This window comes from Acetobacter tropicalis (genome assembly GCF_001580915.1).
In the GTDB taxonomy this organism is placed as follows: domain Bacteria; phylum Pseudomonadota; class Alphaproteobacteria; order Acetobacterales; family Acetobacteraceae; genus Acetobacter; species Acetobacter tropicalis.
In genome coordinates this window covers 1-14,541 of record NZ_LHZQ01000189.1, presented here as the reverse complement: position 1 = coordinate 14,541, position 14,541 = coordinate 1, and the positions used below count along the sequence as shown (strand labels likewise).

Genomic DNA, 14,541 nt, shown 5'->3' with positions numbered 1-14,541 from the left:
ATTTTATCGGCCTGAAGAATGGCTCAGCCCTGTGTGGCGAGAGTCCACAACTGGCCAGCACGGTTGCCAGAGCGACAATAGCTGAAGACAGGCCCGGGCAGGGTGTTCAGGGCTTCCTGCATTTCAATCACGGCATCGGAAGACGGCGCATGGCCAGCCGCAACCGGAATGGAAATGAAGGCCAGACCGGCAGCGCGTGCGGCTTCGCCAATGGTTTCAGCAGATGGCTGGCCGGGTTCTTCACCATCAGGCCGGGTGCAGATAACGGTTTTGAAGCCGGCATCCTTGATGGCAGGAATGTCAGAGGTGGAAATCTGGGGGGCAACAGCAAAATCGGCGGTGAGGCTACGGTAATGGGTCATGAATACGACTCCTTTGCAATGAATGGCCCTCCCGCTGTGGGGAGGGGATGACAATCAGACTCGCGCCCTCAGCGATGAATGAAATACAGGTCTGAATACAAGTTTTTCAGGGCAGCCCTGTTTGCAAGACAACGGCGAACCAGATGGGCACGGAGATCAACGGCTGCTTTCTGCACCATCGGGTCAGAAGAGGGAGCGTTGAAGGCAGGGTAGCGGGTTATGCAGGCCTTCAGGTCCGGGTTGTTCATGTCCACGCCCGCTTTGATCTTTTCCATCAGGGCGTCATATTTTTCTGTAATTTCCGTATCCGGGTGCCATTCGGCCAGAGCGGATTTGGTCACATTATCGCGCACCAGATAGGTAAAGGTCAGAAAGCCTGTTTCCGGCGCGGCATCACCAATTTTTACACTCAGGCGGCAGGAACGCTGGCTATAGGGCGGTACGCTGAGTTCCGGCATGGCTGTGGCACCCGTTACAGTTACTGCGGGCAGGGCGGCTGCCTGAACCTGCGTTTTATCCTGCTGACCGTTGCCTTCTGTGGAATGAGCGCGCTGCCATGCCTGCGCCAGAACGCTATCATACCGGTTGGAATAGCAGAAGTTCGGGTCTGTCTGCGCGGTTTCCAGGGTCTGCTGATAGGCTTTCTTCTCAGGTGACTCCGCACAGCCCGCAATGCCCAGCACGGATAGGACCGAGATGGCGCGCAGGGCAGCGCCCCACTTGAATGACGTTCTGGTAGGGGAGGAAGAACGCACCGTAACTGACATTGCTCGACTCCTTGATGGCGCAGCCTCTGCGCAGGCGGGAACTGGTGCCTGCTGTCTAAGTCTTTCAGGCACGTGTTACAACGCTGTGTTTACCGGGGCGGGGGCAACTTATGCCCGTGTCAGGCATTTTTATAGGCAGATGCGTGATGCAAGCACGGCTGGGGGGCTGTCATGTCGCTTTTCATGGCCGGTATGATAATTATGCTTCCTATCAGTAAAGACAAAAGGGCGCGTACAGCGCCACGGCCCTGCGCGTTATGGTCAGGCAGGGCGGATACAAAGCGGAAAGGGCACAGATGAGCACAGTAGATAGGCCGGGCAGCGATATTGTCTCCCTCAAGCTGACCGGACAGGATCTGGGCGAACTTGAGCAGGCGCTGGCACAGGTTGAATCCGGCAAGGGCGTGCTCGTCAGGCTGGCGGACCTGATGGGTGGCGCGGTTGGGCATGCCGCGCGGCTTGGACTGCGTGGGCTCGGCATGGCCCCCACTATGGAAGACAAGCTGCGTGGGCTGGCTGAGGCCTCCATTGCGCGGGCGTTTGATGTCGCCATTCTCGGCCTGCGCCCGACAGAAGATGCCGCCGTGGAAACCAAGGCATGGCGCACACCGGCCCTTCAGGCAGCGGTTGCTGTGTCCGGTGCTGTCGGCGGCTTTGCCGGGCTGGCCGGGCTGGCTCCGGATATCGGTTTCACCACCTTGACCATCATGCGTGAAATTGGCCGTATTGCGCGTGAAGAAGGGGAAGATCTGTCTGACCCGGATGCGCGTCGTGCGTGTCTGGAAGTGTTTGCGCTGCGGGCGTTCCCCAATGTGCGGCAGGGCGATGAGAGCGAGCTTGGCTATTTCTCCGCCCGCGCCCTGTTGCGGGGCCGGCCTGTTGTGATGCTGATTGCGGAAGTGGCTTCTCATTACGGGCTTGCACTGGGGCAGAAAGTTTCCCTTCAGCTTATGCCCGTTGCGGGTGCTCTTTGCGGGGCCTCTCTGAACACCGCATTCCTGAATCATTATCGGGCTTTGGCGCGTGCGCACTTCACCATTCGGCGGCTTGAGCGTGAGCATGGGCCCGTTGTGCGGGATACGGCAGTGGCGCTACGGGAGCAGGTTCATGCACGGGCCAAACCGGAATAAGGTGCTGAACAAGGTGGCCAGCACTTCACTGGCAATGGCTTGATAGAAAAAGGCCGCCCGGACGTACGGGTGGCCTTTTTTTAGTTGAAGCGTTCCGGAAGGATGATGATCCTTTCAGCGCGAAAGATTTATTCCCCAGACAGGATTTATGCCTGTTCCTGCTTGGCTTTCTTGGGCGCAGGTGGGGTTTCATCCAGAATGACGGTGGCAACCAGCGCGATCAGTAGCATGCCGCCGCCCACAATCTCTGCTGTCAGATGATAGTGGGGGGCGTAAAACGCCAGCAGAGTGCAGACGCCAATACCAATCAGGCAGACCAGACGGAGGGTAAGGGGCATAGTGGCGGTTCTCAGGCGGTAACAGGGGTGGGGAGAGGCTTGCCCGCAACAAGCGCAGCCACATTATCAAGTGCGAGCATGCACATGGCTGTGCGGGTTTCAACCGTGGCGCTGCCCGCATGGGGTGTCATGAACACGTTCGGCAGAGCCAGAATACGTGGGTCAGGGTTGGGTTCGTTCTGATAAACATCCAGCCCTGCACTGAACAGGTGACCAGAACGGAGGGCATCAATCAGAGCGGTTTCATCAACCAGCGCACCACGGGCCGCGTTCACCAGCACACTGCCACGCGGCAGGAGAGCAAGCGTGCGAGCGGTTATAATGGGTCCGCCAGACGGGGCAGCAGGCAGATGCAGGCTGAGGATGTTGCATTTGGGCAGCATGTCCTCAAGGCTTTCATAGTAGTTGGCCCCTTGCTCGTGTTCCGGGTCCAGCCTGCGGCGGTTGTGGTAGAGCACGTTCATCTCAAACCCGCGTGCGCGGCGGGCCACGGCCTGCCCAATGCGGCCCATGCCAATAATGCCAAGCGTTTTACCCGTTACGCGGTGGCCCAGCATTTCATCCATGCCGAGGGTATGCCCCCAGCCTTTCTTCATGAGCGTATAATATTCCGCAGCCCGGCGGCAGGCGGCGATAATCAACATCATGGCAAGGTCTGCGTTGCAGTCTGTCAGCACATCCGGCGTGTTGGAGACGGCAATGCCACGGGCCAGCAGGGCGGGAACATCCAGATGGTCCAGCCCTACGCTTACGGTGGCGACCAGCTTTACGCTTTCCGGCAGGGCTGCAACATCAGCGCCTTTCAGCGGAGAATGATGAGTGACCAGAATGGCAACGGGTTGAAATTCATGCGCCAGTTTGAGAATGGCGGCGGTATCAAGCGGTGTAGTGGGCGGCGGTGGGGCAATGAAATCTGTCTCGATACGTTTTTCAGCAGCGTTCAGCAGACGGACGGAGCGAAGAATACGAGGTTTGGTATCAGACATATGGACAGACCTTGCTGATGAGACAGATTTGAGTTTCCGTGCAGGCAGACTAGCATGAACCCGGCGGAAAACCATGAGGTGCTCAAAACGGAATGCAAAGCACTGAGTTGTGCATGCCTGTAAACATTTGAGTGACTATCTGCCGGGGGTGTCTGCTTCTGTCCGGGTGTTCGGGCTCAGGCCTAACTCATCCCGTCGCAAGCCGTAAGGAGAGCGTTCAGGAATGTCTGATCAGGGTTTAACGCCGGAACTTATGTTGGGAGCTTATGCCGTGGGCTTGTTTCCCATGGCAGCGAATGCCGAGGATGAAGACCTGCAATGGTATGATCCCGACCCACGAGGCGTTTTGCCGCTACAGGCGTTCCACCTTCCCCGCAGATTACGGCGCACGGTGCTTTCTGGCCGGTTTGACGTTACGGTCGATCAGGATTTTCCCGCTGTCATGAAGGGCTGCGCTGCTCCCGCGCCGGGGCGGGAGCAGACATGGATCAATAGCGAGATCTACCGTCTGTTCTGTGCCCTGCATGAAATGGGATACGCCCACAGTGTGGAGTGTCGCCAGAATGGGGAACTGGTTGGTGGTCTGTATGGCGTGGCCCTTGGCGGTGCATTTTTTGGAGAAAGCATGTTCAGCCGGGTGACTGATGCATCCAAGGTGGCGCTGGTGCATCTGGTGGCGCGGCTCAGATTATCCGGTTTCATGGTGCTGGATACTCAGTTTGGCACGGATCATCTCACCCGTTTTGGCGGCGTGGAAATACCAGCAGCAGAGTATAAAACCACATTGGAGCGCGCTGTCCACATGCCGCTATGTTGGCAGGCTAATTTCACGCCCCAACAACTGGAAGCCGAGATCAGAACCATGCGGCAAGGCAGCTAAGGCTTTCAGTAAATATCAGGTATCAGCCCATAGTGTGTTGCCTGACACCGGATAGGCTTTTGGTCCCGTATGGGGTGCCCTGAGCGCGAAAGTCCATGTTCTTCGCTGTTGGTAGCAAAGGTCCGTTCTCTTCTTCAGAAACGTTATCAGCGAACACGCCTTGTCGCTGTGCAGCTACCCTCCAGTAAAAAGCTGATCTTCCAAATTTTTATCGTGGCGATCACCTCTTGGCCGCAATTCTCACTCTTAATGGGCAACATACCCCCACGGTGCACAGGTTCTCTCCCAAGGGGTATGTTTCTCCGGCTGGTGGGGCTGGCAGAGACTAGTGAACACGGTAGTAAGACAGTTATGAGACAGAGACGGAAAGAAAGAAGCGAACGCATGATGACTCGCCAGCCGGGCCGCATACTCCGCCAGCTAACCTTGTGTGGCCTGCTGGCTGCAACGCCTCTGGCATGGAGTTTGTCTCTGGCGTCTTCTGCCCATGGGGCTGATCAGGGTGCCGCTGTTCAGCCGGATCATCCGCGGCTTACGCCGGGGCGGGATGCCGTAATTGATTATGTGTTTCAGCCCAAACCCCCGGCTGATCTAGTTCAGGCGGGCAAGGTGCCGCCCGGTCCGTTGCCAGAACGCCATGTGCAGGTTCTGTTTTCAGGCGATGGCGGCCTGATGCGTATCCGTTACATGAAAAGCATGGAAGGGGATGACAGCCGGGGTTCCGTGGTCATTAACCGTGCTGCGCAGGAAGTTCTGATTATTCTGGATGACAGAAAAATCTACACCCGGCTGGTGCAGCAGGAGGTGGCACGCAGCCCGTTCCTTCTGGATATGTCCATGCAGTTTGCGCGCAAGGGGACGTCTCAGGTTACAGGCCAGCCCTGCACCATCTGGAGTGTGCAGTCCACGGAGGGAACAGGCTCTGCCTGCGTAACGGATGACGGTTTTATTCTGGAGCAGGATGGTGTGGATGTGGATGGTCTGAATGGCCACCTGAAAGCCACGCATATTTCCTATGATGATGTACCGGCCAGTGCTTTCATGCCTCCTGCCGGATATCAGGAAATTACGCCACATTCTCCACGTCCCGGTTCAGGAACTGAGGGAAATTCCGGCTCATTGGCTCCCAGCGGGCCTTCGGGGAGCCCCATCCCGGGTGTTGGCCCCACAACGCAGGTTCCGGCAGGCGATGGAGCCTCAACGGCACCTGAAGGGAGCAGCGCCCAATGAGTTGTGTTCGGCACTCCCGGCGGGGAGAAGGAAGAGCATTGCCTGACAGGAAGAGTATGAGCGAACGCAAAGCACGGGTTCTCCACGGCGCGGGCGTGACCCTTCTACTGGGTTGCGTAGGCCTTGTGTCTGTGCTTCCCGCTCAGGCTCAGGCTCAGGCTCAGGCTCAGGCTCAGGCTCAGGCTCAGGCTCAGGCTCAGGCCGGAGGAGGGAGCATTGGGGATGCTGCCCAACAAGGCGCCTCACAAGATGCCCCTTTCATCACCCCCTCAACGGATGTTGATGTGCTGTATGAAGTGACCTCTCCCATGGGGGATGCTGTGATGAAGCAGCGCATGCGGTGGCAGGTGGCCTCTCTGCGCCAGCGGCTGGACCCTCAGAACTCTGCTGTTTACATGATCACATCCTGGCCAGACCACACCTTGACCGTAGTGGATGAGGCCCGCCGTCGGCAAAGTGTGATGCCAGCCCCCAGCCAGGTGCTGACACCGCCTGGTCATACAGCCATGACGGGCACCTATGCGCGTTTGGGTGGTTCCGTAGTGGCAGGAGAACAATGCACATTATGGCGCACGAAAGATACAGACGGGCATGCCAGTGATGTGTGCTACACGGCGGATGGGCTGCTGTTGCAGGTTGCGCAAGGCGGCCAGATTACGGTCAGGGCCCTAAGTGTAAACAGGGTATCGCAACCCGATACGGTGTTTGCCGTCCCTGCGGGGCTGAAGAAGGAAGCGCCCGCTACGCCATAACCTTGCCCGCCCTGTTGAGAAGGAAAGGGAATGGGCATGACGCCACAAAACACCAGAGTTCTGGCCTATGCATTGGCCGGTCTGGCAATAGGCGTGCTGGGTAGCACACCGTCAGGCACCGGGTGGGCACAGACTGGTAAGCAGTCCTCTGGGGTGGCATCTTCTGGTGCTGGTGCTGGTGCTGGTGCTGGTGCTGGTGCTGGTGCTGGTGGGCTGGGTGGCGTTGCGCCGCCCCTCAACGGGCAGGGCGGTGTGGATATCTGTTTTGCGCACCAGAAAAGCGATCATCCTGATACGTTGATGGTCATTCCCTCCGGCACGGTATTTGTGGCGCGCAGGCCAGCGAATGGCCGCAAAGACCCTGCTCAAATGGAAGGGCTGGTGACCACGGAAACCGTAACCCTTACAGAAATGCAGCCATGCGGTATGGCGGATGCCTCAACGCTGGTGTCCAGAACCCGGCACTGGTTGATCAATCCTGTCCGCCCACAGGTGGACGTCACATTCCAGCCCGTGGGGGAAGTGAGCGGAAACGGGGTTGATACGACCTTTGAGGATGAAGCATCAGGTTTTCAGGCTGCGGTGAAGGCAGGCATTATCACCGCGCATGTGGAAGGCCCGCTACATGACACCGTTTATCTGAGCGAAAGCCCTGCTGACATTGAAGACCCGGATGCCCCTTCCGCAGGGACAGGGCCGGAAACTCCCTGATTTTTTCGGGAAGTGGGGCTTCTAGAACAGCTTGCGCAACATCCCGGGCAGGAAGATGGAATACGGGTTCACGTGAAGATCCGGGTTGTCAAGTTTGCCGGAAATGCCAAATTTCATGGCAACCAGCCCGCCATCCTTTTCCGGGCTGAACAATCGGCCAATAGCGGGTAGCTTGCCCGGCAGTTTGTTGAGAGCAAAGGCAGGCACCACCGTACCGTTCAGATCGAGCACATTGCGGTCCAGATCGACCTTGCCTTCCAGTGTGGCCCCCAGCGCATCATTTCCGGCACGCCCCTCCTGAATGCCCAGAACGCCATCTTTGAAGGTCACAGGCATGGTCAGGCGGGAAATTTCAAATTCCGGCGCTTTGCGGGCGTTGATCCATCCGTAAAGGGAAAGGTTGCGGGCGATCAGCACCGTGCTGGGTGTTTTTGTCAGAACAAAAGGTGTGATGTTCAGCACGCCCTTGAAGGGGGCTGAGGGTAGGGTGTCGTCAAAGTTGCCCTGAAGGGTGGCCTGTCCGCCTTCCACGTTGGGCAGAATGTTGAACGCTGCCAGAAAAGCGCCCATGTCGGGAATAGCAACATGCAGGCTGCGTTTGCTGCCGTTGGGTGTGAGATGCATGGCAACCGGCGAGGGGCCGCGCATGGTGAAATGCACGCTTTCCAGCCGCATGCCGTTGTCTTCAAAATGGGCCTTCACACCTTTCAGGGGCTGCCGGGTCTGGTTGTAGAACAGAGAATCCGCCTGCAGATCAATAACCCACGCATTTCCCGGCGGCCCGTGGATGGTGCCGGTTGCCGCTTCTGGCACATGGTATCCGGTGCTGGCGGGTTTGGGGGCTGTGGGATCTCCTTCCATCAGGGGAGAGAGGTCCAGCGTGGAGGCATAGACGCCAACGCGGATGGTTTTGTCTTGTGCAGCGTATGGGAGCACCAGCCGGGCGTGCCCGGTGGAACGATCAATCCGGAAAGAGGAAATCAGCAGTTCAGGCGGGCGGTTGGGGCGCAGGCGGGCCTGTCCGCGTACATCCAGATTGGGGCCTGTCGCCAGCAGTTTGTTAACGGCCGCGATATGCCCATCCACCAGCGCCAGTTGAGCCGAAACCTGTGCCTTCCGCCCTGCGGCCTTGTGCCAGAGCGGGATAAGGATTTTTGCGGGTGTCAGGTTCAGATTAAGCCCAACGGTCCCTGTGTTGTTAGCGAGGCGGGTATAGTCTGTCTGAAGCTCTGCACTGCCGTAAAAATGGTCTCCCACGGCAAAACCTGCCGCAATAGCGGTTGGCGGCGTAATGTGTGTGATGGCATGGGCTTTTTCTGCAACCTCTGTGGGGGCGAGGGAGCGGAAATCCATAAAATAGCTCACGTCAGAAGGCAGGCCACCCAATGCAGCATGCCCCGTCAGGTTCAGGTTTTGCGCCGTGGCGTCTATCTGGATACGGCCGTTGGTAATGGCCCGGCCCATGACAACATTACCCAGATAGGTGTGGGTCAGATCGGCGTGGGCATTGATGGTCATCTGATCGGTCGTGACATCGCTCTCAAGCGGTAGGGTGAGAGAGAGCATGACAGACGCATTGCCCGATGGCTTTGTAAAGCTGATCGGGTGGCGTGAGAGAAGATGCAGCCGCGGTTCGGCCAGTAGAGCCAGAATATCGCGCAGATTGCCGCGCAGGGCGGTCTTGATCGTGCCGTCCTGATCTTTTTTGGTGAGCCCGGTGATATCCATGGAGCCCGGCCCGGCCTCCACCCGGCCAATGCCGGTCGCGCCCACATTTTTATCCGCACGGTTCACCAGTTGGTAGGCGTGGTCAAACGTGATGTGGAGCTTATCCATCCCATCCACTTCCAGATGGGCATTCATCCCCTGTAAGGGGGAGATGGGCCGCAACCAGTGGACAGTCAGGCCCGTAGCGTCCACGCCGCCGGTAATGCCCGTGACATTCAGACCATTCCAGCCTGTATCACTATGCAGGCTGGCAGCCACATGTAGATCATGTGCCAGCCCCTGCGTGATGTTCTTCTTCACCCACAGTCTGCCACCCTTGGCGGCTTTTTCCGGCCAGAACTGGGCAATATTGGCAAAATCAATCTGCGGTATTTCAAGGCTTGCCTGCCCGGAAAGCGCCTGAGGACTGAACAGGTCAGAGGCGCTGAGCGTGGCATGACCGTTGACGGTAATACCTTCTGCGGCTGCGTCAGGCTGATTGGGGTCAAGCAGATCAAGCCGCAGGGCGGTGAGGGAGAGCGTTGCCGGAATATGAGACTGTGAGGCGTGGTTGAGGTCCAGGTGCACAGCTGCTGTGCCATGGTTCAGCAGGTAGTGCGAATGGGCGACAGTCAGCGGTCCTTTGCCAATATCTGCCAGAAGATCCAGCGCATGTGGCAGCAACCAGAAGCTGTGTGGCGCGGGTGCAAAAATGGCATCGCCGTTCAGGCTGACCGTATTCCCCACATCTTTCAGGGCAGGGCTCAGCTTGGCAAAACCCGCCGGTTGGGTTGGGGCAACAGATAGATGCCACGTGACCGTATTTTCAGGTGTGCGGGTGCCCGATGCAGTCAGATCCAGCCGGGCATGGGTTTCCTCCCCGGTGATGCTGAACGTGACAGTGCCCGTCACGCCATTTTTGCCCGCTACGGGAAGAAGATGCAGAGTGGTGTCAAACGGCGTGGCAAGCCAGCGGGTGCCGGTAAGCTGATCATTGACCGTTACCCGGGCGTTGTGAACGCTCAGCCGCTCAATGCCTAGCGGATCAAGTGCATTGTTCTGTGACTGATCGGGTGGAACGGAGGGAGCATTCACGTCCAGCCCTACGCTGCCATCCTTGCCCCGGCGCAGCGCAAGACGCACGCCCTCAATATCCACTGTCCGCAAGGCAAGAGAGCCATGCAACATGGCCAGCGGTGCCAGTGTGATGCGGGCATCTTCAATTGTGTCGGGCGGGGTGCTGTCTGTTTTGAGAATACGCAGGTTATGCAGATCAAGCATGACAGGCGTGCTCCAGCCATCATGCAGACCATTCCAACGCAGTTCCGCCCGGCCAAGTGTAAGGCGCGCGGCAGGCGGCTGGTGGGGGGCTCCCGGCATGACGGTTACCGGCAGGAACGGGCGGGCCAGAGGTGTGATGTTGACCGGCCCGAATACCATGCGGAGCATAAGTCCCGCCACCACCAGAAAGGGAAGAAGCAGGACGGCCAGCGCCAGAACAGTTAAAACACGCAAAACCCGCTTATGCAGCGGGCGGCGCAGGTCTTGACCTGTGGAAGTCAACGCAGCAACCCTTCGTCCTTCACCAGAATGGTCAGACCATGACGCCTGTTATTCAATCCCAGTTTAAACATGTGCCCCAGTTCAAGGATGTACGCGCCCGCCGTGGCGAGCATCGCGTCTGGCCGGATGCCAGTTGGCCCGCTGCGGCGGATGCGCAGGCCGCCCAACATCTTGAGGACGACATGATCACCCTTCTGCGGGATGTGGGCCGGGGGGAGGTTCTTGAACTGCCGGGGGCCATGGAATTGGTGGCCTGCCTTGGGGGCAACAGCCCGTATCTGTCTGATCTGGCCCGGCAAGATCCGCTCTCCTTTGCCGCCTTGTTGCAGGACGGCCCGGAGGCCTGCGCGAAAGACGCGTTTGCGGCATTGGCTGCGTGTGACATTACATCTGGGCGAGAGTATGTTGCCGCCACACTCCGGCGTGCCAAAAAACAGGTGGCCCTGCTGTGTGCCGTGGCTGATCTGGGCGGGTTCTGGCCGCTGGAAGACGTAACGCAAACGCTCAGCCGTCTGGCTGAGGCCGCGTTGGAGGTCTCGGTCAGGCATTTGTTATGGGTCGCCCATCAATCCGGTCAGCTTCAGTTACGTGACCCCAAACGCCCGACATACGGTTGTGGTTTTTTTGTTCTGGCAATGGGAAAGCTCGGGGCACGGGAACTGAATTTCTCCTCCGATATAGACCTGATGGTGCTCTATGACCCATCAGGCCACAAGCAGCCGGATGCCGTGCGGCGCGTGTTCATTCGTATGACTAGCGATCTTGTCAGCCTCATGGAAGCGCGGGATGCGAATGGCTACGTTTTCCGTACTGATCTTCGGCTCAGGCCGGACCCGTCTTCCACCCCTCCGGCTGTCTCGGTTCAGGCCGCCATTCTGTATTATGAGAGCCTGGGCCAGACGTGGGAACGCGCGGCCATGATCAAGGCGCGCCCTGTGGCGGGGGATATCAAGGTGGGGCGTGATTTTCTGGCAGCTATCCGCCCGTTTGTCTGGCGCAGGCACCTTGATTTCGCGCTGATTGACGATATCCACACCATGAAGGCGCGGATTGACCGCTACCGCAATGTGGGCCGCACGGGCCTTGCAGAGATGCCTGACAGTGTTCTGGCAGATCCAGCCGCCAGCATGCAGTGGCTTCTGGGGCATAACCTGAAGTTGGGGCAGGGCGGTATTCGGGAAATCGAATTCATTGCGCAGGCTATGCAGCTTGTATGGGGTGGCCGCGTGCCTGCCCTGCGTGAGAAAACAACTTTCGGTGCGCTGAAAAAACTGGTGGGCTCAGCTTACATCCCGCGTGAGGAAGCCGAGGTTCTCGCCCGCACCTATCGTCTGCTGCGGGATGCCGAGCACCGGCTGCAAATGCGGGCCGACCACCAGACACACTCCCTGCCCGAACAGCCGGAGGCCTTTCACGCGTTTGCCGTGTTCATGAACTATGCAGACGGTGAAGCACTAGCGCTGGACCTGCTGCCGCGTATGCGTGAAGCCAGACGTATTTTTGAGCGGCATTTTGTTAGCCAGCCGCCTGAGGCGGAAGAAGCGGAAACGGCTCTGCTGGCTATTGCGCCAGAAGATGAAAATTCGCCTGCATTGTTGCAGAAACTTGGGTTCCCGGCAGATCAGGCGGCAGAAGCCGCGCAGGTATTGGCCCGCTGGCAGGGTAATAGCCTGCGGGCGCTGCGGTCTGAACGGGCGCATGCGTTGCTGCGGGTTCTGTTGCCTGCGTTGCTGGCCAGTTTTGCCGCGCGCAGTAACCCGCTGGCCTGTTTACGACGGTTTGATGCCCTGCTGGCGCGCCAGCATGCAGGCGTGCAACTGCTCTCCCTGTTTGAACGTAACCCGGCTTTGATAGACCGGATTGCGGCGCTGCTTGATGCCTCGGCTTTTCTGGCCAACCATCTTGCGGATACGCCCTCCGCCTTGGAAGGGCTGCTGGAACCAGAACCGGAAGAGGGACGCAATGTTCAGGCCCGTCTGCGGCAGTTGGCGAGCGAGGTGGAACATACGGAGCTGCTGGTAACGGCCCTGCGCCCCCTCCTACGCGGGGAGGAATTTCGTCTTTCCGTTGCGGTGCTGGAAGGCCGCATGAGCGAGAATGAAGCGGAGCGTGCCCGTACGGCCTTGGCAGACACCATCATGATTGTGCTCAAACAGGCGGTGGAAAGAGACCATGTGCGCCGCTATGGGCGGGTGCCCGGTGGGGGCATGGCGGTTATTGCGATGGGCAAGGCAGGCTCCAGAGAAATGATGCCCGGTTCAGACCTTGATCTGCTGCTAGTGTTTGATCATCCGGAGGAGGTGCAGGCCAGCGTAGTGCCCAAAACGCCGCCCCAAAAAACGCCGGAAGGGTTTGTGCTTCCTGCTGCGCGCTCTGTTGCTGTGGCGCAATACTATACCCGTTTGGCCCATGCCTTTATTGCGGCCTTGACGGCGCCCGGCCCGGAAGGCCCCCTTTATGCGGTGGATATGCGGCTGCGGCCTTCAGGGGCAGCGGGGCCTGTTGCCGTGGCCCGCCGGGCTTTTCTGAAATACCACACGGAAGCCGCATGGACATGGGAGCGTATGGCGTTGACCAGGGCGCGTATTATTGCCGCCCCGGCTTTTCTGAAACGGGACATACAGGACGATCTGGGTCGCATTCTGGATGGTCAGATACAAACGCTTACGCCGCAGCCTGAGGCAATACGTGAAGATGCGCGGGCCATGCGGGCCCGTCTGGCACGTGATCTGCCAGCCTCCAGCCCTTGGGATGTCAAACGGCGTGTGGGCGGGCTGATGGAGGTGGAGTTTGTTGCTCAGAGCTTGCAGCTTGTTACGGCTGACAAGGGCGTGCGTGATCCCTGTACACGCAGGGCGCTGGCGCGCTTGGGCAAGGCTGGGCTTCTAACGCGTGAGGATACGGCGCTTCTGCTGGAAGCGGATGCAGTATGGCGGCGGCTTCAGTGTCTGCTGCGTTTGCTTTGTGGCCCGGTGCCTCCCCTTGATCTGGAAAAAGAACTCGCCCCGCCCGCGCTGGCCATGCTGCTTCGCGCCATGGAGATGGATAATATGGCCACGCTTCTGCTGCGTACCACGGCTTTGGCACGAACTGTGCGGGCGTGTTTTGCCCGCGTGATCGGTCCTGTTGCCGAAGGGGATGCGTTTGCCGAAGTGATGGTGGAAGCAAACCTTCCGCACGTCCGTACGTAGGGAAGAAGACCGCGACGCCGCGCCATCAGACAATGAGCGAGGCGCTGCCGCAAGCGTGTCTTTCAGTTTGCACGGTCTCTCGCTACGGTTGGTCAAATGCGCGTGTGAGCCGCGTGTGTCAGAACAAGGAGAACCAGCATGCCTGATGAACAGCTTTTACAGGACGGGAGTATCGCTCCTGATTTTTCCATGGCAGCCAGCCGGGGGCGTCATGTCAGTCTGGCAGACTTTAAAGGCAAGCCTTTTGTGCTGTATTTCTACCCCAAGGCGGATACGCCCGGCTGCACCAAGGAGGCCTGTGGCTTTAATGAAGCCCTGAAGGCATTTGAAGGCGCTGGATTGACCGTAATTGGTGTGTCCCGTGATCCAGTGAAAAAGCTGGACGCTTTTGCGGATAAATACCATCTCACGTTCCCGTTGGCCTCTGATGCACAAGGGGACGTGACGGAAGCGTATGGTGTGTGGGTGGAAAAGTCGCTTTACGGCAAGGCCTATATGGGCATTGACCGTACAACCTTTCTCATCGGAGCTGATGGCAAGATTGCCCGGATATGGCGGAAGGTGAAGGTGCCGGGCCATGTAGAAGCTGTTCTGGAAGTCGCTCAGGCCCTGTAAGTCAAACGCAATTCTTGCGGTGTGAGGGGGCCTTACCACGCAGTCGTTTGTATTCTCTCAGGCCCGGCCAGATTTTGCCATCAGCTTGTGGTGCAGGATGGCCCCAGCCGGTCTTGATGGCTGGTGGCAGTGAAACCGGCAGGGTGTTACCAGCCGGAGTAATAAGCACCCGGTGCGGCATAATAGCCGGGAACAGGAGCGACTGGCACCGCGGGAACAGCATACACTGGTGGCGGAGGGGGGGGGGGGGGCGCATAAGCTACGGGCGGCGGTGCAGCGTTGCCCATGGCAGCTCCTGCCAGAGCGCCG

The 14,541-nt window shown here is 58.8% G+C and carries 12 protein-coding genes; 7 read left to right on the top strand and 5 right to left on the bottom strand.

The genetic code is table 11. From position 1 onward, the window contains the following. Window positions 1–23: 23 nt before the first annotated feature. On the bottom strand, window positions 24–362 hold the full coding sequence (locus AD944_RS05620; RefSeq protein WP_006557277.1) for a TIGR01244 family sulfur transferase: 339 nt from the start codon (window positions 360–362) through the stop codon (window positions 24–26). Window positions 363–430: 68 nt separating this feature from the next. After that, window positions 431–1,129 (bottom strand): hypothetical protein, encoded by a 699-nt coding sequence (locus AD944_RS05615; protein WP_045542321.1) that lies wholly within the window; start codon window positions 1,127–1,129, stop codon window positions 431–433. A 296-nt stretch (window positions 1,130–1,425) separates the two neighbouring features. Between AD944_RS05615 and AD944_RS05610 the strand changes: the two genes are divergently transcribed. Continuing rightward, window positions 1,426–2,259, top strand: coding sequence for an EcsC family protein (locus tag AD944_RS05610; RefSeq protein ID WP_035377792.1), 834 nt, complete (start codon window positions 1,426–1,428; stop codon window positions 2,257–2,259). Window positions 2,260–2,405: 146 nt separating this feature from the next. On the opposite strand, the gene AD944_RS05605 is transcribed toward AD944_RS05610, so the two are convergent. Beyond that, window positions 2,406–2,597 (bottom strand): hypothetical protein, encoded by a 192-nt coding sequence (locus tag AD944_RS05605; RefSeq protein WP_045542320.1) that lies wholly within the window; start codon window positions 2,595–2,597, stop codon window positions 2,406–2,408. An 11-nt stretch (window positions 2,598–2,608) separates the two neighbouring features. Further along, window positions 2,609–3,583: a 2-hydroxyacid dehydrogenase gene (locus AD944_RS05600; RefSeq protein ID WP_045542319.1), complete on the bottom strand. Its 975-nt coding sequence runs from the start codon at window positions 3,581–3,583 to the stop codon at window positions 2,609–2,611. Between the two features lie 223 nt (window positions 3,584–3,806). Here AD944_RS05600 and aat point away from each other — a divergent pair, with 223 nt between their 5' ends. The 4 genes from aat to AD944_RS05580 all read left to right on the top strand — a co-directional run bounded on the left by aat (window position 3,807) and on the right by AD944_RS05580 (window position 7,156). Further along, a complete protein-coding gene (gene aat, locus AD944_RS05595; RefSeq protein WP_045542318.1) occupies window positions 3,807–4,463 on the top strand; it encodes a leucyl/phenylalanyl-tRNA--protein transferase in 657 nt (218 codons plus the stop codon). Window positions 4,464–4,847: 384 nt separating this feature from the next. Then, window positions 4,848–5,693: a DUF4412 domain-containing protein gene (locus AD944_RS05590; protein ID WP_236709207.1), complete on the top strand. Its 846-nt coding sequence runs from the start codon at window positions 4,848–4,850 to the stop codon at window positions 5,691–5,693. 56 nt (window positions 5,694–5,749) lie between these two features. Beyond that, a complete protein-coding gene (locus AD944_RS05585; protein WP_236709206.1) occupies window positions 5,750–6,445 on the top strand; it encodes a hypothetical protein in 696 nt (231 codons plus the stop codon). Window positions 6,446–6,481: 36 nt separating this feature from the next. After that, window positions 6,482–7,156 (top strand): hypothetical protein, encoded by a 675-nt coding sequence (locus tag AD944_RS05580; protein WP_145912824.1) that lies wholly within the window; start codon window positions 6,482–6,484, stop codon window positions 7,154–7,156. A 21-nt stretch (window positions 7,157–7,177) separates the two neighbouring features. Here AD944_RS05580 and AD944_RS05575 read toward each other — a convergent pair whose 3' ends face one another. Beyond that, window positions 7,178–10,426, bottom strand: a complete 3,249-nt coding sequence (locus AD944_RS05575; RefSeq protein WP_045542314.1) for an AsmA-like C-terminal region-containing protein — start codon at window positions 10,424–10,426, stop codon at window positions 7,178–7,180. A gap of 38 nt (window positions 10,427–10,464) precedes the next feature. On the opposite strand from AD944_RS05575, the gene AD944_RS05570 reads away from it, so the two are divergent. After that, the gene (locus tag AD944_RS05570) at window positions 10,465–13,617 is read left to right on the top strand and encodes a bifunctional [glutamine synthetase] adenylyltransferase/[glutamine synthetase]-adenylyl-L-tyrosine phosphorylase (protein WP_145912823.1); all 3,153 of its coding nucleotides are present in this window, start codon (window positions 10,465–10,467) and stop codon (window positions 13,615–13,617) included. A gap of 138 nt (window positions 13,618–13,755) precedes the next feature. Continuing rightward, a complete protein-coding gene (gene bcp, locus AD944_RS05565) occupies window positions 13,756–14,232 on the top strand; it encodes a thioredoxin-dependent thiol peroxidase (protein ID WP_045542313.1) in 477 nt (158 codons plus the stop codon). The last annotated feature ends 309 nt before the right edge of the window (window positions 14,233–14,541 follow it).

What these genes read in the sequence shown, in the direction of transcription:
- AD944_RS05620 (WP_006557277.1), bottom strand. Translation starts at nt 362, where the DNA reads ATGACCCATTACCGTAGCCTCACCGCCGATTTTGCTGTTGCCCCCCAG.
- AD944_RS05615 (WP_045542321.1), bottom strand. Translation starts at nt 1,129, where the DNA reads ATGTCAGTTACGGTGCGTTCTTCCTCCCCTACCAGAACGTCATTCAAG.
- AD944_RS05610 (WP_035377792.1), top strand. Translation starts at nt 1,426, where the DNA reads ATGAGCACAGTAGATAGGCCGGGCAGCGATATTGTCTCCCTCAAGCTG.
- AD944_RS05605 (WP_045542320.1), bottom strand. Translation starts at nt 2,597, where the DNA reads ATGCCCCTTACCCTCCGTCTGGTCTGCCTGATTGGTATTGGCGTCTGC.
- AD944_RS05600 (WP_045542319.1), bottom strand. Translation starts at nt 3,583, where the DNA reads ATGTCTGATACCAAACCTCGTATTCTTCGCTCCGTCCGTCTGCTGAAC.
- aat (WP_045542318.1), top strand. Translation starts at nt 3,807, where the DNA reads ATGTCTGATCAGGGTTTAACGCCGGAACTTATGTTGGGAGCTTATGCC.
- AD944_RS05590 (WP_236709207.1), top strand. Translation starts at nt 4,848, where the DNA reads ATGATGACTCGCCAGCCGGGCCGCATACTCCGCCAGCTAACCTTGTGT.
- AD944_RS05585 (WP_236709206.1), top strand. Translation starts at nt 5,750, where the DNA reads ATGAGCGAACGCAAAGCACGGGTTCTCCACGGCGCGGGCGTGACCCTT.
- AD944_RS05580 (WP_145912824.1), top strand. Translation starts at nt 6,482, where the DNA reads ATGACGCCACAAAACACCAGAGTTCTGGCCTATGCATTGGCCGGTCTG.
- AD944_RS05570 (WP_145912823.1), top strand. Translation starts at nt 10,465, where the DNA reads ATGACGCCTGTTATTCAATCCCAGTTTAAACATGTGCCCCAGTTCAAG.
- bcp (WP_045542313.1), top strand. Translation starts at nt 13,756, where the DNA reads ATGCCTGATGAACAGCTTTTACAGGACGGGAGTATCGCTCCTGATTTT.